General features: G+C 55.9%; 19 protein-coding genes and 2 pseudogenes. 8 read left to right on the plus strand and 13 right to left on the minus strand.

What is annotated here, in order from left to right; all coding sequences use genetic code 11:
* Positions 1-46: 46 nt before the first annotated feature.
* Positions 47-961, plus strand: a complete 915-nt coding sequence (locus AAHB66_RS12270; RefSeq protein WP_347113074.1) for an AraC family transcriptional regulator — start codon at positions 47-49, stop codon at positions 959-961.
* Positions 962-1036: 75 nt separating this feature from the next.
* Here the strand turns inward: AAHB66_RS12270 and AAHB66_RS12275 are convergent, their stop codons facing one another.
* Complete coding sequence (locus AAHB66_RS12275; RefSeq protein WP_347113075.1) at positions 1037-1273, minus strand: hypothetical protein; 237 nt, start codon at positions 1271-1273, stop codon at positions 1037-1039.
* A 240-nt stretch (positions 1274-1513) separates the two neighbouring features.
* Between AAHB66_RS12275 and AAHB66_RS12280 the strand changes: the two genes are divergently transcribed.
* Positions 1514-2035, plus strand: coding sequence for a hypothetical protein (locus AAHB66_RS12280; RefSeq protein ID WP_347113076.1), 522 nt, complete (start codon positions 1514-1516; stop codon positions 2033-2035).
* Positions 2036-2287: 252 nt separating this feature from the next.
* Here AAHB66_RS12280 and AAHB66_RS12285 read toward each other — a convergent pair.
* Together AAHB66_RS12285 and AAHB66_RS12290 are read right to left on the minus strand one after the other, a co-directional pair.
* Positions 2288-2570: pseudogene (locus tag AAHB66_RS12285) on the minus strand (transcriptional regulator); the annotation flags it as partial.
* Positions 2554-3147 carry a TetR/AcrR family transcriptional regulator gene (locus AAHB66_RS12290; protein ID WP_347113078.1) on the minus strand — a complete coding sequence of 198 codons (594 nt, stop codon included), beginning with the start codon at positions 3145-3147 and terminating at the stop codon, positions 2554-2556. The gene AAHB66_RS12290 and the pseudogene AAHB66_RS12285, both read right to left, overlap by 17 nt.
* Before the next feature lie 73 nt (positions 3148-3220).
* Between AAHB66_RS12290 and bdcA the strand changes: the two genes are divergently transcribed.
* Together bdcA and AAHB66_RS12300 are read left to right on the plus strand one after the other, a co-directional pair.
* Entirely contained in the window at positions 3221-3934 is a 714-nt protein-coding gene (bdcA, locus tag AAHB66_RS12295) for an SDR family oxidoreductase (RefSeq protein ID WP_347113079.1), read from the plus strand.
* Positions 3935-4087: 153 nt separating this feature from the next.
* Complete coding sequence (locus AAHB66_RS12300) at positions 4088-4981, plus strand: GntR family transcriptional regulator (protein ID WP_347113081.1); 894 nt, start codon at positions 4088-4090, stop codon at positions 4979-4981.
* Positions 4982-5026: 45 nt separating this feature from the next.
* On the opposite strand, the gene AAHB66_RS12305 is transcribed toward AAHB66_RS12300, so the two are convergent.
* On the minus strand, positions 5027-6364 hold the full coding sequence (locus tag AAHB66_RS12305; protein WP_347113082.1) for a CitMHS family transporter: 1338 nt from the start codon (positions 6362-6364) through the stop codon (positions 5027-5029).
* 73 nt (positions 6365-6437) lie between these two features.
* Positions 6438-7181 carry an acetoacetyl-CoA reductase gene (phbB, locus tag AAHB66_RS12310; protein WP_347113083.1) on the minus strand — a complete coding sequence of 248 codons (744 nt, stop codon included), beginning with the start codon at positions 7179-7181 and terminating at the stop codon, positions 6438-6440.
* Positions 7182-7491: 310 nt separating this feature from the next.
* Here phbB and AAHB66_RS12315 point away from each other — a divergent pair, with 310 nt between their 5' ends.
* The gene (locus AAHB66_RS12315; RefSeq protein ID WP_347113085.1) at positions 7492-8583 is read left to right on the plus strand and encodes a lactonase family protein; all 1092 of its coding nucleotides are present in this window, start codon (positions 7492-7494) and stop codon (positions 8581-8583) included.
* Here AAHB66_RS12315 and AAHB66_RS12320 read toward each other — a convergent pair.
* The 8 genes from AAHB66_RS12320 to AAHB66_RS12355 form a co-directional block, all read right to left on the minus strand.
* On the minus strand, positions 8551-8988 hold the full coding sequence (locus AAHB66_RS12320) for a LysR substrate-binding domain-containing protein (RefSeq protein WP_347116475.1): 438 nt from the start codon (positions 8986-8988) through the stop codon (positions 8551-8553). The two genes, AAHB66_RS12315 and AAHB66_RS12320, sit on opposite strands and share 33 nt — an antisense overlap.
* On the minus strand, positions 8909-9493 hold the full coding sequence (locus tag AAHB66_RS12325) for a LysR family transcriptional regulator (protein ID WP_347113087.1): 585 nt from the start codon (positions 9491-9493) through the stop codon (positions 8909-8911). Before AAHB66_RS12325 ends, AAHB66_RS12320 begins: the two co-directional genes overlap by 80 nt.
* 2 nt (positions 9494-9495) lie before the next feature.
* On the minus strand, positions 9496-12144 hold the full coding sequence (acnA, locus tag AAHB66_RS12330; protein ID WP_347113089.1) for an aconitate hydratase AcnA: 2649 nt from the start codon (positions 12142-12144) through the stop codon (positions 9496-9498).
* A gap of 124 nt (positions 12145-12268) precedes the next feature.
* Entirely contained in the window at positions 12269-12946 is a 678-nt protein-coding gene (locus AAHB66_RS12335; protein WP_347113090.1) for a transporter substrate-binding domain-containing protein, read from the minus strand.
* The gene (locus tag AAHB66_RS12340) at positions 12933-14312 is read right to left on the minus strand and encodes an MFS transporter (RefSeq protein WP_347113091.1); all 1380 of its coding nucleotides are present in this window, start codon (positions 14310-14312) and stop codon (positions 12933-12935) included. Before AAHB66_RS12340 ends, AAHB66_RS12335 begins: the two co-directional genes overlap by 14 nt.
* A 14-nt stretch (positions 14313-14326) precedes the next feature.
* Complete coding sequence (locus tag AAHB66_RS12345; RefSeq protein ID WP_347113093.1) at positions 14327-15166, minus strand: amidohydrolase family protein; 840 nt, start codon at positions 15164-15166, stop codon at positions 14327-14329.
* A 1-nt stretch (position 15167) separates the two neighbouring features.
* Entirely contained in the window at positions 15168-15821 is a 654-nt protein-coding gene (locus AAHB66_RS12350) for an arylsulfatase (RefSeq protein WP_347113094.1), read from the minus strand.
* A 51-nt stretch (positions 15822-15872) separates the two neighbouring features.
* Complete coding sequence (locus tag AAHB66_RS12355; protein WP_347113095.1) at positions 15873-16943, minus strand: isocitrate/isopropylmalate dehydrogenase family protein; 1071 nt, start codon at positions 16941-16943, stop codon at positions 15873-15875.
* A gap of 324 nt (positions 16944-17267) precedes the next feature.
* Between AAHB66_RS12355 and otnK the strand changes: the two genes are divergently transcribed.
* The 3 genes and pseudogenes from otnK to AAHB66_RS12370 all read left to right on the plus strand — a co-directional run bounded on the left by otnK (position 17268) and on the right by AAHB66_RS12370 (position 20542).
* Positions 17268-18527, plus strand: coding sequence for a 3-oxo-tetronate kinase (otnK, locus tag AAHB66_RS12360; RefSeq protein WP_347113097.1), 1260 nt, complete (start codon positions 17268-17270; stop codon positions 18525-18527).
* Positions 18520-19159: pseudogene (locus AAHB66_RS12365) on the plus strand (aldolase). The gene otnK and the pseudogene AAHB66_RS12365 overlap by 8 nt, the downstream one beginning before the upstream one ends.
* Positions 19160-19228: 69 nt before the next feature.
* Positions 19229-20542 carry an SLC13 family permease gene (locus tag AAHB66_RS12370; protein WP_347116476.1) on the plus strand — a complete coding sequence of 438 codons (1314 nt, stop codon included), beginning with the start codon at positions 19229-19231 and terminating at the stop codon, positions 20540-20542.
* Positions 20543-20574: the final 32 nt, after the last annotated feature.

A 20574-nucleotide genomic window follows, 5' to 3' on the forward strand; every position in this document is an offset into this window, starting at 1 on the left:
ACGAACTATATTCAAAAATCCATTATTCATTAGCAGGAGTCCGGAAATGAACGACCCGTTAGCCGAAGCCATCGCCATGTTGAAGCTTAAAGCCGTGCTGACCAAAACGGTGACTGGCGCGGGCAGTTGGCGAGTGCGCCGTTCAGACGCCGGGCTGTCATTCTACTGCGCGGTGCTTGAAGGGGCGTGTCGGCTTGAGCTGGAAGGCCACGATCCCCTCACGCTTCATGCCGGTGATTTCATTTTGATCCCCGCTGCGTATCACTTTGCATTGACGAGCTTAGTTCCGCCTGCGTCGCCGGAGGTAAACACCACGCCCGTCGAAATCGCAGACCGGCATTTCAGGCTTGGCGATACGCAAGCTGCCCCGGAAATGCTGGCGCTGGTCGGCCACTGCATGTCTGAATCGCCCGATGCGGGGCTGCTGGTATCTCTGTTGCCGGAGTTTGTTGTTGTGCGTGATGAAAAGCGTCTTTCGCTGTTTGTGGGGTTACTGAAAGATGAAGCCCAGGCGCAGCGCGCCGGAAAAGCGTTCGTTCTGGCGCGCATCATTGAGCTGCTGTTTATTGAGGCCATCCGCTCTGCCACGCCCCTCGCCACGCCCGGGCTGGTGCGCGGCCTGGCCGATCCGCGTATCGGCCAGGCGATACGGCTGATACATCAGGATCCTTCCCGGCGGTGGACGGTGAACGCGCTGGCCAGCAGCTGCGCGTTATCGCGCTCGACGCTGTTTGAGCGCTTTACGGAGCTGACCGGCGTTACGCCGATGGGCTACCTCCTCTCCTGGCGCATGACGCTCGCCATGCAGCAGCTTTGCCAGACCGGCGTCACGGTCGCGGAGGTGGCAGAGCGCACGGGTTACGGCTCTGCCAGTGCCTTCAGCGTGGCCTTTACCCGCTATGTCGGTGTTCCCCCGGGGAAATACGCGCAGCATCGCGCGGCGGTAACAAACAGCGGGTAGGTTCGTCATGCCGGGGTACAGGTCTACTGTGAGCGAGAAGCGGTCCTTGTTATGTAAGCAGCGCTATGGGGATTATTATTGCTCCATCTTCACTGGCGGGAGAGATCGCCTGGCCTCCGAAATCAATTTTTCCACTGCTGCAAGAGGGATGTTCTCTTCGTAGCAGGTCAAAAAGAATTCATGGGTAATGTCAGAATAAAAGACTTCAGCAACTTGCCGTAAAGGGGTTGTATCACTAACAGAGAGTTCCAGGTACATACCATCGCGTAACACGTCACTTCCACGACTCATTTCAAATTTAATTCTGGACATATACGAATACCTTTTTTCAGCGAAAGAATGCTTTGCGTAAGCATAATAAAAAATTTAACTATGATACGACCAGATATATTCTCCTCACTGAATCCTGGACCATAAACACCCCTGAGGATAATCCTAAAATTAACAAAATCTTCAGGCTACACACCCATGAATCCTGAGAATTACCCTTTGAAATTACTGGAAAATTATTGTATTAAATACGGATAAATAATCCACTGAATTAAGGACGATATGAAATTTAATAAAATCCTAATCTTAGGCGTTATCTTTATTGGCCTTACAGGATGTGCCAAGGTATTACCTCTTGATTATGATAATTACAATGGAAGTGACGCAGCGACATTGTATGTTCTTAACCGGCAGGGAAATGTAGGCACCATCTATCTGGGGTCTTACATCTGGAACAGCAAAGATAATTGCTACGATATGTCCGATCGCTATGAACTTGACTCAAATGTTTTTCAAGCTAAAGGGAACATAGTGATAAGTAAGGTCAAACCTGATGTCCTGTACTCAGTGTCGCAGCTCGAAAGTTCCGGACATTTCGTTCAAAGCACTCACTCCTCACTCATTCCAGAAGCGGGAAAATATTACTATGTAGCCTCGGGAACCAAGGCTGTTGAGGTTCCTACCGACTTCGTTCCTGACGCGTCAATAAACTCCGATGAAGTAGTCAAAAAATATGGCATGAACCCGGTCAGATACTGGAATGTTAAAAAAATTTGTAGCCGACCATTCTGGAAGATCGGCTAATTAAAACCCATTATTCTCAATGGGTAACTTCCAGTTCAGAGAGCGCTAACAATCCAGTTTATGGCTTACCATTTTGTCGGGAGCATGACATCAACTGGACTGACTCACTCATCAATAACCATATCATGGGGTATATCATGTCCGCTTCTGGCACAAAGCGGACATTCCGGCCTTTTACCTTCTTCTCACGTTAGTTAGCTCAGTCTTGCAGCAGGCACAAACTCTCGCACGTTGATTGGCGAACCGGCCGCCTTAATTTCCGTCTTTTTTACCGGTCAGTACAACCTGAGCCTCAATTTTTTGCCGGCTCTCTTCTGTTGCCGGGTTAAACACCAGCATCGCCAGATCCGGTCGCCCCTCCACCGTAAAGGTCGAAAACTCAAGGTCTATCGCCCCGACCTGTGGAACCATGACTGCCGACATCATTGTTGCGCCACCAGGCATCGAACTCAGGGCTCTGGCGGGACAGCCCGGCAATCAGGTTGTCGGTCTCCGGCGATGTTCCTGCTCGCGCCACGTCAGCGCGGAAGTAACTGCTCCATTGCCAGACCTGCCAGCCGCACGGTCTCCTGCAGACGCGCCAGGCTATCTCCGGCCCGGGCTTTCGCGGACAGACCCGACATCAGCGTACTGATAAAGTCCGTCAGCCGAACGGCCTCCTGCGGGTGCTGTTCGGCGATATAAGCCCGAATGCTATTTTCAGCAGCCGTATGCAAACCGCACGCCGCCTCGCGCGCTTCGGGATCGTTGCAGTGGGTGCCTTCCAGCACCAGACACCCGGCCGCCGTCGGATCGGCAACATAGCGTCTGGCCGCCTCGTTCAGAACGTCCATCAGGCAGTCAGCTACCGGACGATCGTGACGCAAAAGCGACGTTAAGGGGATCGCGCCGGTGTGGTTATAACGCTCAAGGACGCGGGTATAGAGCCCGAATTTACTGCCAAAGGCCGCATAGAAGCTGGGCGGATTGATGCCGAACGCCTTTGTCAGGTCCGCAATACTGACCGCGTCATACCCGCGGGAATGAAAGAGATATTGTGCAGTTTCAATGGCCTGCTCAGGATCAAACCGGCGAGGCCGCCCTGGGGTACGACTATTTTTTGTAGTGACCACTACATTACTCCTTGACGGCACGCGTTGCCGACGAATATTGTAACCCTCACTACAATATCATGAGGCACAGGTTATGGCTGCATTACAAAAGAGATCGGTACTGGTTTTGGGCGGGAGTCGTGGGATCGGCGCGGCTATCGTCCGGCGCTTTGCGGCAGATGGCGCATCGGTGGTCTTCAGCTACGCCGGCTCGCCAGACGCCGCCGCGCAGCTGGCCGCTGAAACCGCAAGCGTTGCGGTACAGGCCGATAGCGCCGACCGGGATGCGGTGATCAAACTGGTGCGTGACCGCGGGCCGCTGGATGTGCTGATCGTCAATGCGGGGATCGCTCTGTTCGGTGATGCCCTGGAGCTGGACAGCGATGCCGTCGATCGTCTGTTCCGTATCAACATCCACGCGCCTTACCATGCTGCGGTCGAGGCTGCCCGGCAGATGCCGGACGGCGGACGGATTATTGTCATCGGTTCCGTGAACGGCGATCGCATGCCCGTCCCGGGCATGGCCTCCTATGCGGTCAGCAAATCCGCACTCCAGGGGCTGGCGCGCGGCCTGGCACGTGACTTCGGTCCACGCGGCATTACGGTTAACGTCGTGCAGCCTGGCCCCATCGACACCGATGCAAATCCGGAGAGTGGTCCCATGAAGGAGCTGATGCACAGCTTTATGGCCATCAAACGGCACGGGCGTCCGGAAGAGGTGGCGGGCATGGTCGCCTGGCTGGCTGGCCCGGAAGCCTCCTTCGTGACCGGAGCAATGCACACCATCGACGGCGCGTTTGGCGCGTAATGGTTAAACGTTGAAGTGAAGTGTAACGGGGCGTACCGGCTATAGTTGTGACGCCCCGCTAAAGCTGGCGCGCCGCACATTGCTTTTAAATAAAAATAAATGCAATAATATTTTTTAAATTTGCATTTATCTCTCCTGACTCAGGGCGCCTGCATGAAAATTAGTGCACTCACTGAACGTATTTCACAGAAAATCATGGGCTTAATCGACAACGGTGATATTGCTCCGGGATCGCATCTCAGCGTGCCGAAGCTGGCCGATACCTTCGATGTCTCCCGCTCCCCGGTCCGCGAAGCCTTAGTGTATCTGGAACAGAAAGGGGTCCTGCTGCAAAAGCAAAACCGCGGGTTTTTCGTCAAAGAGGATTACGCCCCGCAGGCGGATACGAAGCAAGAGCTGTCCGAGGAACTTGATCTGCCAGAGTATTACCAGCTTGCCGAAGACTGGCTGCGGGACGAAATCGAGTCGGAAGTGACCGAGCTGTTCCTGATGAAGCGTTATAACCTCACCAAGAGCCAGCTGTCCACCGTGCTCGCGCGCGGGATCAGCGAGGGCTGGGTTGAGCGTAAACAGGGCTACGGCTGGCGTTTTTTACCGGTGGCAAAAACCAAAACCGCGCTGGAACAGATTTTCAGCTTCCGTATGGTTATTGAGCCGATGGCCATCCTGGAGCCCACCTTTAATGCGCCCCAGGAGAAGATCAATGAGATCCGCCGCGAGCTGGAGATGCTGCTGGAGAGCGGGATTGAACGTCTCTCCCCTACCCAGCTGCAGCTGGCCGGGTACCGCTTCCACGAAACCATTATCGCCTTTTCCAACAATCCCTTTTTTGAGATCTCGCTGCGCAACGTTAACCGTATGCGTCGGCTGATGGACTATCGCATCATGGATGACCGCAACCGTTATTACGCTGAGGTGAAAGACCATATGCGGATCCTGGCTCTGATCGAAACCGGGCAGCGCATCGAGGCCTCCTATACCATGAAGCAGCACCTCTCCGTCGCCCTCGATAATAAGAAAATGCGCCGAATCAGCGCGGAAAGTTAAACCCTCCCCAAAAAAAAACGGCTCACTCTGTGAGCCGGTTTTCTGTTAACTGGCGACCGAATAGACGGGGTAAAGCCCCAGCAATAATCCCGATCCCAGGAAGACCATGCACAGCAGGAATGCCCACTTGAAGGTGTATTTTTGATGGTCGCTGAACTCAACCCCTGCCAGCCCCACCAGCAGATAGGTCGAGGCCACCAGCGGGCTTAACAAATGTACCGGCTGCCCCACCAGCGATGCCCGCCCAATCTCCACCGGATCGATGCCGTAGGCTTTTGCCGCCTCGGCCAGGACCGGCAACACGCCATAATAGAAGGCGTCGTTGGACATAAAGAAGGTGCCCGGAAGGCTGATCAGCGCGGTAATCGGTGCCAGATACGGACCCCAGGACTGCGGCAGAACGTCCAGCAGCGTGTTGGACATGGCGGTAACCATACCCGTTCCCGACAGGATCCCCGCGAAGATCCCCGCCGCGAGGAAAATAGAGGTCTGATTCAGCGCGGCGGGCGCGTGTGCCGCAATGCGCTGGCGCTGTGCATCCAGATGCGGATAGTTAATCAGCAGCGCGATGGCAAAGGCTACCATGAACAGCACGGAGAGCGGGAGCAGTTCCATTACCAGCGAGGCCATCAGCGCCAGCGTTAAGGCGGCATTTAACCAGAACATTTTCGGCCGACGCAGCTCATCATTCACCTCATTGATGGCCGGCAGATAGCTTTCGGCATCTTCTTCAGTCACCGAACCATGCCCATTGGTCTGAATACTCAGTTTGCCCAGCCGACGACGTTCGCGGATGCCGATATACCAGGAGAGTACCAGCACCCCCACCAGGCCGCAGATCATCGAGGGGATCAGCGGTATAAACAGCTCGCTGGATTCCACCTTTAATGACGCTGAGACGCGCGCCAGCGGGCCGCCCCACGGCAGCAGGTTGGTGACGCTCCCGGAGAGAAACACCACACAGGTCAGGGCCAGCGGGTCGAGACGAATACGTTTAAACAGCGGAAGCATCGCCGTAACACAAATCATGTAGGTGGTGGAACCGTCCCCGTCGAGAGAGACCATCGCCGCCAGCAGCGCCGTACACATCACCGCTTTGACCGGATCGCCATCAATAATGCGCAGGAAGAAACGAATTATCGGATCGAATAAACCCGTGTCGAACATGGTACAAAAATAGAGAATCGCGAAAATAACCATAATCGCGGTGGGCGCGACCTTCTTTAATCCCTCAATCATCATATCGCCCATTTCGCCACCGAAACCGGCAATAAGCGCAAACAGGATAGGAATAATAGTCAGGGCGGTCAGAGCGGATAATTTTTTGGTCATGATCAGGATCATAAAGACCACAATCATGCCGTAACCCAGTAACGAGAGCATAAGGGTCTCCGACGCAGATATTGCTAACTGCGTAATGAAGGAATTTACGTTATTAAATTTTTTGGGGAAGCAATTAACTCATGTGCATGCCGCCATTGACGGAGAAATTAGCCCCGGTGGCATAACCCGCCTCATCAGAAGCCAGCCAGGCGCAAATGGAGGCGATCTCTTTTGGCGAGCCCAGACGCCTGACCGGTATTTCCTGAACAATTTTATCGATGACCTGAACGGGGGTGACCGTTTTCAGTTTGCTGGTGGCCAGATACCCGGGGGAGACGGTATTTACCGTCACGCCGCGCGCCGAAACCTCGCGCGCCAGGGCCCGCGTGAAGCCACGCACGGCATATTTTGCAGTGGAGTAGTTAACCTGTCCGACGGTGCCAATCTGCGCATTGAGGGAGGAGATATTAATAATGCGCCCCCAGCCGCGCGCCATCATGCTGTCCACCACCTGACGCGTCACGTTAAATAAAGAGTTCATGTTGGTATCAATAACCGCCTGCCACTCCTGAGGCTGCATATCGCGAAATAACACATTGCGCGCGGTCCCGGAATTATTAATCAGCACATCCACCTCACCCACCTCGGCGCGGATTTTTTCAAAGGCTTTCACCGTTGAATTCCAGTCTGCAACGTTGCCCTCAGAGGCAATAAAATCAAAACCTAACTTCCTGTTATCTTCCAGCCAGGCATCCTTTCTTTTTGAATTGGGCCCGCAACCGGCCACGACAATAAAGCCATCCTGCGCTAACCGACGACAAATAGCCGTACCGAGACTACCCATTCCAGATGTGACATACGCGATACGTTGGGTCATACCCCTCTCCCGTTGCAGTTTATTAACATTCGCTCACTTCTTATTAACATTAAGCGGGGCACCGTGTGATTCCGCAACCTGACCTTGTTGGAAATGTGAGCAGGATCGTTCAAATTCTGCATTTATCATCATTCAAATGCAATTTAAGCGAGGTGCCAAAAACTGCACCTGCGCTTTTGGTTTCTCTGAACAAGGCTGAATAACGCTTTAAGCCACGAGCAAAGGGAGGACCGGCAGAGAAGTGAGAGAAATATCACAACATGTTAAATGCATTTGTTATATAAAAAATGCAAACAGAATGGGAGTAATCATGACAACCTATGCTTATGTTGGCTGCCGGACCTCGGCATGGCGCGGCGCGCGCGGAAAGGGGATCAGCGTGTACCGGATTGCAGATTCGGGTCATTGGGAACTGCTGCAATGCGTTGCCTCCGTGCAGGATAACCCCTCCTGGCTGACGCTCGATCTGCCGCGTAACCGTCTCTACGTGTTGCACGGCGATGGCGACCGCGTCGCGGTATTTAACCGCGATCCTGACACCGGCCTGCTGAGCCTGTATCAGGATCAAACCACCGGCCCCCGCCACAGCAACCCGGATCTGGATCCCGCCCGCAGAAACAATCCGGTCGGAGCCTCGCTGACGCCCGACGGCAACACCCTGCTGATCGCCAATCATGAAGGAGGCAACATTGCCGCCCTGCCCGTCAGCGATCGGGGCCTGGAGCCGCCAGTGCATCTTACCGCCATCGAAGGCCATACCGCCGCGCATGCCACCCTGTCGCGTCCGCATGAAATCGTTTTTGCCCCAGGAAGCGCGCTTTTTGCCGTGCCGGTTCAGGGCCGAAAGGCCGGGAGCGGCATCGACATGATCCGCCTCTATCACTGGGAGCGGACCCGCTCCTGTTTGGCCGATGAGGTTCAGCTCCCGGAAGGTAGCTGGCCGCGTCACGTTGATTTTCATCCTAACGGCAAGTGGCTGTATGGCATCAGCGAGCTGAGCAGCACCGTCACGGTTTGTCATGTTGACCGGGAAAAGGGGACGCTTTCGCTCCAGCAAACTCTCAGCGCACTGCCTGCGGGCTATGCCAGCCGGAGCGATGCCAGTGAGATAGAGGTGCATCCGTCCGGGCGTTTTGTCTATGCCGCCAATCGGGGCCACGACTCCATCGCCGTGTTCAGCATCAATCAGCAGGATGGCTCGCTGACGCCCACTGGATGGGTGCCGTGCGGCGGGAAAACGCCCCGCTTCACCACCTTGTCACCCGATGGCGCACGCTTCTTCAGCGCCAATGAAGATTCCGACACCCTTCAGGTGTTCGATGTCGACGGGGAAACCGGGATGCTGTCAGCAACAGAGATTTCAGTTCCTTCAGCCAGCCCAACCTGCGTCTGTTTTGTCTGATCCCGCAGCCTGCTCCGTCGGGAGCAGGCTACCGATAAGCGTTTTTACCGACGGAGAAGCCTGCCCGTAGTCCCGGACACCAACAAGCAGCTCCCGTTTCGCCCAGGGCTCCGCTAATGGAATGACCCTGACGCCACTGTGCAGGGTTGAGGATGCCACTTCATTTACCGGCAGCACGGCAATCCCCAGCTGCTGCGCCACCAGCTCGGCCATCGAGACAAAGCTGCTCACGCGCAGCCCAACGTTGAGGGTTTTACCCAAGGCGCGCGCCTGCCGTTCAAGGATATGGCTCACGGCGCTGTTGCGGTGCGAACCGATCAGTTTCTCATTGACGATGTCGGCAAAGGTCAGCTCGCTGCGCGCGGCCAGGGGGGTGATCGGGCCACACCAGCACCGAGAGGAGATCGTGCTGCCAGGGCCAGAACACGATCCCTGCCGCGGGCGTCCAGCTTGAGAAGAAGCCGACATCGGCCTCTCCTGCCAGTAACCCCTGCACCACGTTCATCCCGGTTTGCTCTTCGATCTCAATGTCGGTCTGCGGATAGAGCGACAGATAGTCACTCACCACCCGTGGCAGATGGTTCATCAGCGCCGCAGAGATGGTGTAAATACGGATATGCCCGCGGATACCGGCGGCATAATCACTCAGCTCCTCCTCCATCTTCTCAAGATTGCGGAACACCTGACGCGCATGATAGAGCAGGGAGTGACCCGCCGGGGTCAGGGTGATACCCCTCGGCAGACGCAGCATCAGCTGGGTGCCCACCTGCTGCTCCAGCTCGGCGATACGCTTGCTCACCGCGGATACCGCCGTGTGCTTCCTGCGGGCTGCATGGGTGAGGTTTTGCGTCTCCGCGACCGCCACGAAGAGTGATAAAGAGACCAGATCAAAGCGCATCGTTTTATCCATAGTTAATGCTTCAGTGTTTGCTGAATGACGTAAGGCAAAATGCCCCCGTGCCGGAGATAGCGCAACTCCTGCTGCGAATCCAGGGTCAGCGTCAGCCTGAATTCGCCCAGCAGGTCTGTGCCGCGCCGGATACGCATTCTCAGGGGCATGCAACCCGTCTGTAGATTATCCAGCCCGTCAACGTCAATCTCCTCTCGCCCGTCCATCTCCGGTAAACCCGCCGCCTCGTCAGGGGCGATATGCAAAGGCAAAATCCCCATTCCGATCAGGTTGGTACGATGGATACGCTCAAAACTGTGCGCCACCACCGCTTTCACGCCGAGCAGCGCCTGGGCTTTAGCCGCCCAGTCCCGGCTGGAGCCCGCGCCATAACGCTCCCCGGCAAAGATCACCAGCGGCGTCTCACGCTGGAGCCAGCTTTGCGCCGCGTCATACGCCGGCAGGATCTGCTGATGCTGCGCATCCCAGGCCTTGCCGCCGCCGCTGCGCTGCGCCGGCGGGAGCAGGCGGTTGACCAGGGCGGTATTGGTGAACGCGCCGCGAACCATCACCTCGTGATTGCTGCGCCGCGTGGAGTAAAGGTTCAGGTCCTGCGGATCCTCATGATGGTCAACCAGCCATTGCCCTGCCAGACTCGCAAGCGGGATCGCCCCGGCCGGTGAGATATGATCGGTGGTGACATCATCGCCTAACCACAGGAAAGGATGCGCGCCGGAGAGGGTCAGGGGCGCGGCGGGATCCCGGGGTAAGCGTTCCAGATAACCCGGACGACGCAGATAGGTGGAGGTCGCCTCCCAGGGATAGTGCACGCTGCCGTGGGCTTCAATCTGCTGCCAGTGCGGAGTTCCCTGCCAGATAATGTCCCGGCGTTTTACGTAGTGCTCCGGCGTCATGATCCGTCCAAGCCACATTTCGATCTCCTCCCGGGAGGGCATTAAATCGCGCATGGTCAATGGGCGCCCGGCATCGTCAACGCCCAGCGGGTCGTTCACCATGTCGTGGGAGATATGCCCGGCGATCGCCCAGGCAATCACCAGCGCCGGGGAGGTGAGATAGCCGTGCCCGAGTGAAGGGTTCACGCGGCGGGGAAAGTTACGGTTGCCGGACAGAACGCACACCGCCTGCAGCCCCTCGCTGACCAGCGTCTCCATCGCCGGTTGCAGGGCCCCCGAACTGCCAATGCAGGTCATGCACCCGTAGCCAGTGACGTCAAAGCCCACCTTCTCCAGTTCAGACAACAAACCCGACGCGCTGAGATAGTCGGTGACCGCCCGGGAGCCCGGCGAGAATGAGGTTTTGACCCACGGCTTTGGTCTGAGCCCGTGTTTCGCTGCGTTGCGGGCAAAGAGTGCCGCCTGAACGATCAGCCAGGGGTTTGCGGTGGTGGTGCAAGTGGTAATGGCGGCGATGGCCACCGCGCCCTGACGGATCGGCTCCGGGTATTCAGGCCGAGCCCAGTGGCGATCCTTCGCGTTCGGGCTAAGCGTGTCGGCGAAGCTGCTGGCCGCCTGGCCCAGCGGGATCTGTTGATGAGGATTAACCGGCCCGGCCATGCAGGGTTCGATGGTCGACAGGTCGAGCGCAATCAGCTGGCTGAATTCAGGCTGCGGCCCATCCGCCGTGCGCCAAAGGTGTTGCGCCTGCATGTAAGTCCTGATGAGGGCCTGTTTCTCTTCGCTACGCCCGGTTAAGGCCACGTATTCCTCGCTGCGTTCGTCAAAGGGAAAGAACACCACCGTCGCGCCGTACTCCGGGGCCATGTTGGCGATGGTGGCCCGGGATTCAACGGACATGCTGGCTAACGCAGGCCCGGTGAACTCAACAAATTTACCGACCACGCCGGTTTCGCGCAGCAGACGGGTAATATGCAGGGCCAAATCGCTGTCGCTGACATCCGGTGACAGCGTGCCTGATACCGAAATGCCGATCACCTCGGGGAAGCTCAGGGTGACGGGTTCCCCCACCAGCGCGGCCTGCCCTTCAAGCCCGCCCACGCCCCACCCCAGAATACCGAGGGCGTTGATCATCGGAGTATGGCTATCAGTGGCGATCATGCAGTCCGCATGCAGGAGCGGCACCGGCGCGGTGGTATCCACCGTGACCACCTCGGCAATGGCCTCAAGGTTCATCAGATGGATGATCCCGGTGCCCGGCGGAATGACGCGGAAATTATCCAGACTCTTTTCAGCCCAGCGGATGAAGCGGTAGCGCTCCGCGTTGCGGCGAAAATCGAACTGCAGGTTCTCTTCCAGCGCCGAAGTGGAGGCATAGCTTTCGACAATCACCGAGTGGTCGATGGTCAGCACCGCCGGAATACGCGGGTTTATCGCCGTGGCGTCGCCGCCCAACTCGGTCGTAAGATCGCGCATCGCCGCGAAATCCGCCAGCGCCGGTAGACAGGTGGTGTCGTGGAACATCAGCCGATCGGGATAGAACTCCACCTCGCCTTTGTCTGCCGCCCCGGCCAGCATCTGTAAAAACCGCGGGAGTGCGTTCGGGGAGCGCAGCGCGACGTTTTCCAGCAGCACACGCAGGCTGAAAGGGATTGTCTCCAGCTGCGCCAGGGGCAGCAGCTGCGTGAGATCCACAAAGTGATAGCGCTGATGATCAATCACCAGATCTGAACGTTCGAGAGGCAGGGTTGATGTCATAGGATCTTCCGTCACAGCAGTATTGTTATGTTCGTATGGGGATAACGTTGCCATGCCCGGGATGCGGTGAAAATTGAACTTTTGATAAGATAGCGTTCTCCGATGGAGAACGCTAAGAGGAGAGTCACGAAACGGCTAATTCTCTGTCGATAATCTGCTGCACGCTGCCCTCCGCCTGCCATCGGGTCAGGAGCGCAACGAGGTCCTGAAAGCGTTCATCGTTACCCCGCGGAACGCAGATAGCCTGGTTTATCTGACCGAAATTGTCCGGCAAGACCCGGTATCCGGGGTGTTCCACGGCGGCGCGCGCCAGCGGCTGGCGAATGCCGGCCGCCATATCCCCTTCGCCGTTAAGAAACGCATCGATGGCGGCCTGAGATGAGGCGAGCCGGTTCAACGTGGCGTTTTTCAGCTCGCGCGTCAGATGAAGATCGTAGGCCGCACCTTTACCGACGTTAATCACCACCCCGGTTTTATCCATCTGCGCCACGCTGTGCCACGGACTACTGTCGTTAACCAAAACGGTTCCCTGAATCTGGATATAGGGCTGGGTAAAGTGCAGCACCTCTTCGCGCTGAGGGTCGACCGCCAGAAACGCGATATCCCAGAGCCCCTTCTGCGCGTCGTCCACCACCTTTCCGGCGGTCGGATAGGTTTTGAACTGCGCCGTTCTGCCCCACTCCGCGGCGATTTTATGCGCCAGTTCCACCGTGATCCCGCCTGGATTGCCGTCCGGCAGTTCCTTTGCAAGTACGGCATTACCCAGATTAATGGCAAAACGCAGGGGTTCAATGGCTGACATGGGGTTCCTCCGGAAGACGGTTGCGGTCATGATTTTCGGTGTCAAAACTCAGGCGCTGAATTTTGCCGGCGACGAATAAATAACAGCACAAATTCAGGAAAGCGCAGACGCCCACGAAAATCAGCGCGCCGTTAAATGAGCCGGTGTCTTTAATAATGTAGGCAATGATAATCGGCGTGAAGATCCCCGAAATATTACCGATCATATTAAACAGCCCGCCGCTTAAGCCGATCGCCTCTTTCGGAGAGAAGTCGGAGACCACACACCACCCCATCGCCCCGAATCCTTTACCGAAGAAGGCCAGGGACATGATGGCCACCACAATCCACGCAGAGTCCACGTAGTTGCAAATCACCATGCTGACGGCCAACAGCATACCGATCACAATCGGCGTTTTACGGGCCGCGGAGAGGCTAAAGCCGCGGGAGAGCATGTAATCCGACAGTACGCCCCCCAACAGCGCACCGGCGCAACCGCACAGCGCGGGTAACGAGGCGACGAACCCGGCTTTCAGAATGGTCATCCCGCGATCGTGAACCAGATAAACCGGGAACCAGGTCAGGAAGAAATACGAGAGCACGGTAAAGAAGAACTGCCCCATATAGACCCCAAGCGCCAGTCGGTTGGTCAGCAGTTTACGGGTATAGCCCTTGCCCGCTGTGTCACCCTTTTTGCTGGCTTTCAGGTTGGTCAGCCCCCCGCCAGACTGGATGTAATCCAGCTCTTCACTGTTGACCAGCGGATGGACCTTTGGGGTATCGGCCAGTACCCGGTGCATAAGCAGGGAGACCAGGATCCCCAGCCCGCCCATAAACCAGAACACCGACTCCCAGCCGAAGCGGTACGAGAACCAGCCCATCAGGGGTAAAAAGACCACCAGCGCGAAGTACTGCGCAGCGGTGGTAAAACCGGAGGCTTTGCCGCGTTCGCGCGCCGGGAACCAGGCTGCCAGAAAGCGCGAGTTGGCCGGAAGCGTCGGGGCTTCAATTAACCCCATCATAAAAATAAAGCCGAACATCATCACTCGGGTAACCCAGACGTTGTCAAACGAGGTGCTGAACCCCACCAGGAAAACGAATAGCGACCAGGTAAAGACCCCGGTGACCAGCACCCGTTTTGATCCAAAACGGTCGAGTAACCAGCCGCCCGGATACTGCCCAAGGACGTAAGCCCAGGTAAAGGTGGAGATCAGATAACCCAGCGCCACAATATCCAGGCCAGCGGCTATGACCATATCGGTCCCGGCAATGGAGAAGGTGGCGCGATCGTCGTGGTTTAAGGCGATACTTAAGAACACCATCAGCAAAATCATATAGCGATAGTGTGTGGGTCTCTTTTTTGCAGAAACAGAGTCAGGAGTTGTCATTCTTTTCGGCCTTATCAGGAAGACGAAGCGTTAAATCCGTAAAGTTCAGCCGGGTTGTCGACAAATAATCTCTGCCGCACCCGGTCATGACTTGCCCAGTGAAAAATCCTTGAGAGGATCAGGGCATCATCGGGCATGTTCTTATTGGCACTGATGAGGTTCGGGTGTGGCCAGTCGCTTCCCCAGAGCACGCGCTCGGTGGCTTCATGTAAAAATCCTTTGATCACCCCCGCCATATCAGCCACGTCATCCCGTTGCGACTGATGGTAAAGCGCCGACAGTTTTACCCAGCAGCGCCCCGTCCCGATTAAGTCCCAGGCAAGTTTCCAGGCCGGATGCGACATCGGTTCGGGCTGCGGCAGCCGAAAGAAATGGTCTACCACCAGCCTGCCGGGGACCTGTTTAAGCAAAGAACGCAGTGCCCATAGCTGGTCAGCGGTGGCGTGGATCTGCACGTGCCAGCCGCGTTCGGCCACCCGGGACGCCAGCGGCAGCAGCATCTCTGGCGTGGTGATACAGCCCGCACCAAAGTTGAAGCGGATCCCGGTCACCCCGGCGGCAGCAAGGCCGTCCAGTTCAGCGTCGCTGACGGTATCGGTGACCACGGCTTCGCCTCGCGCCGCCGCCCCAAATGCACGAAGCGCATCGAGCAAACAGCGGTTATCTGCCCCATAAGAGGAAGGCTGAACCAGCACATGACGCGTAAAACCCAGCCACTGCTTAAACGCGCGATAATCGCTGACGGTGGCGTCGGGTAAATTGCGCTTATCGTCCGGCGCATACGGAAAACGCCGGTCAAAAATATGATGGTGGCAGTCACAGCTGTTCGCGGGTAATACGACATCGGGCAGCACGTTAATTCATCACCCGTTTTAATTTATTTACCGCGGACTGCGGGCTACTTAATACCGCGCAGGAAACGGCAGAACTGACCTGCGGGTAAGCGATCTCCATCGAGAAATGCGCCAGCAGAATGGCGTCGGCGTCCTGATGCTGCAGGGCCGCCTCGACAATCAGCTGGTTATGAAGAGGGGCATTGCCAGCATTCAGAGCATCTCGCGCCCCCGGCACCACATAACTGCTCAGCGTGGCATCTACCTGACGCGCCGCCGCCAGCTCCCTGAACTCCTCTTCCATCCCTTTAACCGCAGGCCCGAAGGTGGCGAGCATGACGATATTCCGCCCTTTCCCCAGCGCATCCTCGAACATGGCTTCGTTAGGCTTTAGCACGGGTAAGTCTTTTACCTTCGCGCAGGCCTCAATGGCAGCGCCAAAGGCCGAACAGGTAAACAGCACCGCGGCGGCATCAATGCTGGTGGCATAGTTCACCAGGGCATCAATACGCTGATACAGGCGCGGGGTGAGTATGGATTCTTTTGAGCGATCGACGCTCAGGGCGTCGTCCAGCAGATTGCTGATTTCGGCTTCCGGCCACAGCTGTTTAAAGGTGTCATTGATCGGCGTTACGGCCAGAGGGGTAGCGTGGATCAGGACAATACGTTGACTCATGGCTCTCTCCAGTTAACAGGCTGCCCGGGTTCGGGCAGCCACAACCCCTACTCAGGAGCGAATAGCCGCTGCCACTTTTTCCGCAAAGGCTTTGGTGCCGCATGTGCCGCCCAGATCCGGGGTGCGGGTCGCCGGGTTCTCCAGCACTTCGTCCACTGCACGGCTGATTTCGTCCGCCGCTTTCAGGAACTTCGGCTGGTTATGCTTCTCGGCATACCAGGCCAGCATCATCGCCGCAGAGAGGATCATTGAAACCGGGTTGGCTTTGTCCTGATTTTGAATATCCGGCGCGGAACCGTGTTGTGCCTGAGCACAGCAGTGGGTGTCGCTGGCCATAATGGAACCCGCCAGGCCCAGGCTGCCAGAGAGTTCGCTGGCCAGATCGCTAATAATGTCGCCGTAGAAGTTGGTCGCCACCAGCACGTCGAAGCGTTCCGGGTTACGCACCAGGTGTGCGGTGGAGGCGTCCACCAGCAGGTCATCCAGCTGCACTTCCGGGAACTCTTTTGCTACGGTGCGCACGGCTTCGAGGAACAGACCATCCGTCATATGGAAACTGTTGGCTTTGTGGATAGCCGTCACTTTTTTCCTGCGCTGCATTGCCAGTTCAAAGGCTTTACGCGCGATACGTTCAGAGCAATGGCGGGTGATTTTGCGGGTGGACAGCGCCATATCCGGGCTCGGCATGACCTCTCCCCAGCCGCGGGTCATATTACGATCCGGATAAAAACCTTCCGTGGCCTCACGCATGATCACCAGATCCATGGTTTTGCCCTCTTTCATGTTCGACGTCAGGAACGGACGTGTGCGTGCTGGACGCACGTTCGCATAGAGATCCAGACCGATACGGAAGCCCGCCGAGACGTTACGTCCACCCTTTTCAGGCGCGGGATAGTCCGCGTGTGACTGGGTACCAAGGATGATGCCATCGTAAGTTTTTGCTTTATCCAGAGAGTCCTGGCGGAGCGTGGTGCCATATTTTTCCAGGCTCTTAAAGCCTACGTCTTCGTAATCAAACTCAAAACCCAGGCCGAAGGCTTTATCCAGTGAATTCAGCACTGTTACTGCTGCTGAGGTGATTTCAGGGCCGATACCGTCACATGGCAGAACCAGAATGCGCATAAAAACTCCAATAGGTTGTTTGCTTTCGATTGCATTTTTATATCAATAAATGCATATAGCACAAGGTGATGGCGATCACATTTATCTGATTAATCTTTTTTGATTTAGCATTTTGTTTACCTTTCATGCACTTGCGTACCGTAAATTTTTACCGCACCAAGCGCCTGTCTTCTCTGAACATCCCTTCCATTGGGCCACAAGTGCTCTGATGTCTCAAATAAGGTGAAAAGTGTGATCTTAACCACGCTTTAACAATCATCGTATTTGCATTTATAAATACATAAAAGCAGTATAGCGACATTAACGGGTGTATGAGGAATGAACATGACCAAGTTAGGCGTTATCGCCGATGACTTTACCGGGGCTACCGACATAGCCAGCTTTATGGTCAATGCCGGCTGGAAAGTGGTGCTTTTTAATGGCGTGCCTACGGGCGCATTCGACGCGCAGGATACCGACGCTATTGTGATTGCTCTGAAGAGCCGTTCGATCCCGGTCAACGAGGCGGTGGAGCTGTCATTATCAGCCTCGACGTGGCTGCAGGCCCAGGGGTGCCAGCGACAGCTTTTTAAGTACTGTTCAACTTTTGACTCGACCGCTCAGGGCAATATTGGCCCGGTGACCGATGCCCTGATGAAGTTCCTCAATACCCCGGCGACGCTTGTTTGCCCGGCGGTTCCGGATAATGGCCGCACCATTGTGCATGGCCATCTGTTCGTTAAAGGGGAACTGCTTAATGAGAGCGGCATGGAGCACCATCCCGTCACGCCGATGATGCACTCCTCTCTGAAAAAGCTGATGGAGGCGCAGTCGGTGGGGCTGTGCGGAATGATTAATCTGGATAAGGTGAAAAACCACCCGGAAGAAATAGCGTCTGAGATTGAAAAACAGCTGGCAAACAAGGCCCGTTATTTCATCCTGGACGTGCTCGATAATCAGGATCTGCTGACTGTCGCCCGGGCCACGGCGAACTTCCCGCTTGTCACCGGCGCCGCCGGGCTGGGCTACGCCATTGCCACCCTGGATGAACAACGCGCGTCGTCCGGGAAGCAGTTGATGCACATTGATGCCCGCGGGGCCGGGGTGGTGCTCTCAGGCAGTTGTTCCGCTATGACCAATCAGCAGGTGGATTTCTATCAACAACGCGCCTCCTCCCTGGCACTGGATGTGGAAAAAATCATCCACGATCCCGCTTACCTGGAAACCGTCTCGCAATGGGTTGTCGCCCATGCCGCGGAACCGCTGGCACCGATGGTCTACGCCACCCAGCCGCCGCAAATTATTGAACTTATCCAGAAACACTACGGTGCTGAATTCGTCAGCGACAGGATTGAAACCTTCTTCTCGACGCTGGCCCGGTCGCTGACCCTGGCAGGCTTTAACAAGTTCATTGTCGCAGGAGGCGAAACCTCCGGTGCGGTGACGCAGGGGTTGAACATTGAGGGGATGGTAATCGGTGAGCCGGTCGCGCCTGGCGTGCCCTGGACTCAGGTCCTCAACAAACCGCAGTGGGTCATTCTCAAATCCGGGAACTTCGGCAGCCAGGATTTCTTCCAGAAAGCACAGGAACATTATCATGAGTGAAAAACAGTTAAGAGAGGATATGGTTCGCTATGCACGCTCCATGTTTGAACGCGGATACAGCAGCGGCGGCGCGGGCAATATCAGCCTGAAACTCCCGGACGGTCATATTCTGGCGACGCCGACGAACTCCAGCTTCGGCGATCTCGATGCGGACGCGCTGAGTAAAGTCACCATGCAGGGGGGAGCTCCTGTCCGGGGAGAAAGCCTCAAAAGAGGTGCTGATGCACCTGGCGATGTACCGCCAGCGCCCGCACTGCGGCGGCATCGTCCATCTGCACTCTCCCTGGCTTACCGCCCTGTCGTGCCTGCCGGGTATCGACCCTGAAAATGCCCTGCCGCCAATCACCCCTTATTACGTGATGCGCGTGGGTAAACTGCCCGTGGTGCCTTATATTCGTCCGGGCTCGCCGCTGATTGCTGAGCACGTTGAAAAGCTGGCAGCGGAACATAATGCTATTCTATTAGCTAATCACGGCCCGATTATTTCTGGCAAAAATATCCGCGAGGCGGTATTTAATGCCGAAGAGTTAGAGGAGACGGCAAAACTTTATTTTATGCTCAAGCCTTTTGGCATGAATACCCTGACTCAGGAAAACGTCGACGAACTCAACGCCACATTTAATATGAAATAAATAATAACGAGAAGCCCCTGCGTTAAATTATGACGCAGGGTTAGCCCTGCCTGTGTCACCCAAATTATAATAAGGTCGCTTATGTCTCTTATGCTTATCACCGGGATAGTTATGTTTGTCATATTAACCTGGTGTCTTCTGAAAAACATATTTCCCCCCAGTATCTTATTTATTCTCCTGCCTACCGCTGCCGCCTTAGTGTGTGGTTTCGGTTTTAAAGAGTTAGGCGACTATGTTGCCCAGGGGCTGAAATCGGTGGTGGGAACGGCGACGCTCGTTGCTTTCAGCGCCATGTTTTTCACCCTGATGAAAGAAGCCGGGGTGTTTGACGTGATTGTTCGCTTCATCCTGCGCTTCATTACCCCGTCCACCTTTTCGGTGCTACTCGCGACGCTGGTGATTGCTTCCATTTGCAGTCTTGACGGTAATGCCTACGCCACTCTGCTGGTGACGGTGCCTGCCCTGCTGCCCATTTATGAGAAGATGAACATCAGTAAAAAGACGCTGTTACTGCTGATCACCGTGGGTGTGGGCGTAACAGGGATCACCCCCTGGGGCGGCTCGCTCAACAGAGCGATCGCGGTGACGCATCTGGATATTCTCGACGTCTATTACCGGCTGATCCCGCTGCAGGCCATTCTTTTTGTGTTGGGCGTGATACTTTGCTGGTTTATGGCAAAGATTGAAAACAGAAGCGGCTCGGGTATTTCCCCGGATGAGTTTCACCTTATGCGCGCCGATATGCTCACCTGCAAAACCGATCATAACCCCTGGCTGTTGAAGCTGAATTTTTCCTTAGTCATCGCCACCATCGTTATTCTGGTATCAGGCCTGGTAGCCGGGAATTATCTGTTTATGATCGCTTTCTCGCTGGCGGTCATTATTAATTATCCTGACGCGAAGAAAGCCCAGCAGAAAATTAAAGAGTATGCGCTGACAATATTCCCGGTGATCGTCATCTTCCTGACCATCGGCGTATTCGTTGGCATTCTGCAAAACACCGGCATTATTAAAGTGCTGGTTAACGAGATTGCCGAAATTTTCCCCACCAGCCTGGGGCCCTATCTGTACCTTATTCTCGCGGCCTTCAGCGTGCCAATCGTTATTCTGATAGGTTCCGATGCGTTCTACTTTGCGCTGTTACCTCTCGCGGTCGGCCTGGGCCAGAGCTTCGGCGTATCACCTCTGCACGTGACCATTGCCATGCTTATCACCGAGCAGATTGGCTTGCTGCTGAGCCCGGTGATACCGGCCACGCATCTCGGGCTGAGCCTGCTTAACCTGCGCGTTGATGAACATATCCGTCACTCTATGGCTAAGGTGTGGGTAATGAGTGTCTGCGCCCTTCTCGCTGCTTTGGCGTTCGGGATTATTCCGCTGTAAAGACAGCACTAAAAAGGGGCAGAGGACGATCT

Origin of the sequence: Leclercia sp. S52, assembly GCF_039727615.1 — a bacterium.
Lineage (GTDB): Bacteria > Pseudomonadota > Gammaproteobacteria > Enterobacterales > Enterobacteriaceae > Enterobacter > Enterobacter adecarboxylatus_B.

Bases quoted from the DNA above. Each gene is read 5' to 3' on its own strand.
- AAHB66_RS12270 (WP_347113074.1), top strand. From the start codon at position 47: ATGAACGACCCGTTAGCCGAAGCCATCGCCATGTTGAAGCTTAAAGCC.
- AAHB66_RS12275 (WP_347113075.1), bottom strand. From the start codon at position 1,273: ATGTCCAGAATTAAATTTGAAATGAGTCGTGGAAGTGACGTGTTACGC.
- AAHB66_RS12280 (WP_347113076.1), top strand. From the start codon at position 1,514: ATGAAATTTAATAAAATCCTAATCTTAGGCGTTATCTTTATTGGCCTT.
- bdcA (WP_347113079.1), top strand. From the start codon at position 3,221: ATGGCTGCATTACAAAAGAGATCGGTACTGGTTTTGGGCGGGAGTCGT.
- AAHB66_RS12300 (WP_347113081.1), top strand. From the start codon at position 4,088: ATGAAAATTAGTGCACTCACTGAACGTATTTCACAGAAAATCATGGGC.
- AAHB66_RS12305 (WP_347113082.1), bottom strand. From the start codon at position 6,364: ATGCTCTCGTTACTGGGTTACGGCATGATTGTGGTCTTTATGATCCTG.
- phbB (WP_347113083.1), bottom strand. From the start codon at position 7,181: ATGACCCAACGTATCGCGTATGTCACATCTGGAATGGGTAGTCTCGGT.
- AAHB66_RS12315 (WP_347113085.1), top strand. From the start codon at position 7,492: ATGACAACCTATGCTTATGTTGGCTGCCGGACCTCGGCATGGCGCGGC.
- AAHB66_RS12325 (WP_347113087.1), bottom strand. From the start codon at position 9,493: ATGGATAAAACGATGCGCTTTGATCTGGTCTCTTTATCACTCTTCGTG.
- acnA (WP_347113089.1), bottom strand. From the start codon at position 12,144: ATGACATCAACCCTGCCTCTCGAACGTTCAGATCTGGTGATTGATCAT.
- AAHB66_RS12335 (WP_347113090.1), bottom strand. From the start codon at position 12,946: ATGTCAGCCATTGAACCCCTGCGTTTTGCCATTAATCTGGGTAATGCC.
- AAHB66_RS12340 (WP_347113091.1), bottom strand. From the start codon at position 14,312: ATGACAACTCCTGACTCTGTTTCTGCAAAAAAGAGACCCACACACTAT.
- AAHB66_RS12350 (WP_347113094.1), bottom strand. From the start codon at position 15,821: ATGAGTCAACGTATTGTCCTGATCCACGCTACCCCTCTGGCCGTAACG.
- AAHB66_RS12355 (WP_347113095.1), bottom strand. From the start codon at position 16,943: ATGCGCATTCTGGTTCTGCCATGTGACGGTATCGGCCCTGAAATCACC.
- otnK (WP_347113097.1), top strand. From the start codon at position 17,268: ATGACCAAGTTAGGCGTTATCGCCGATGACTTTACCGGGGCTACCGAC.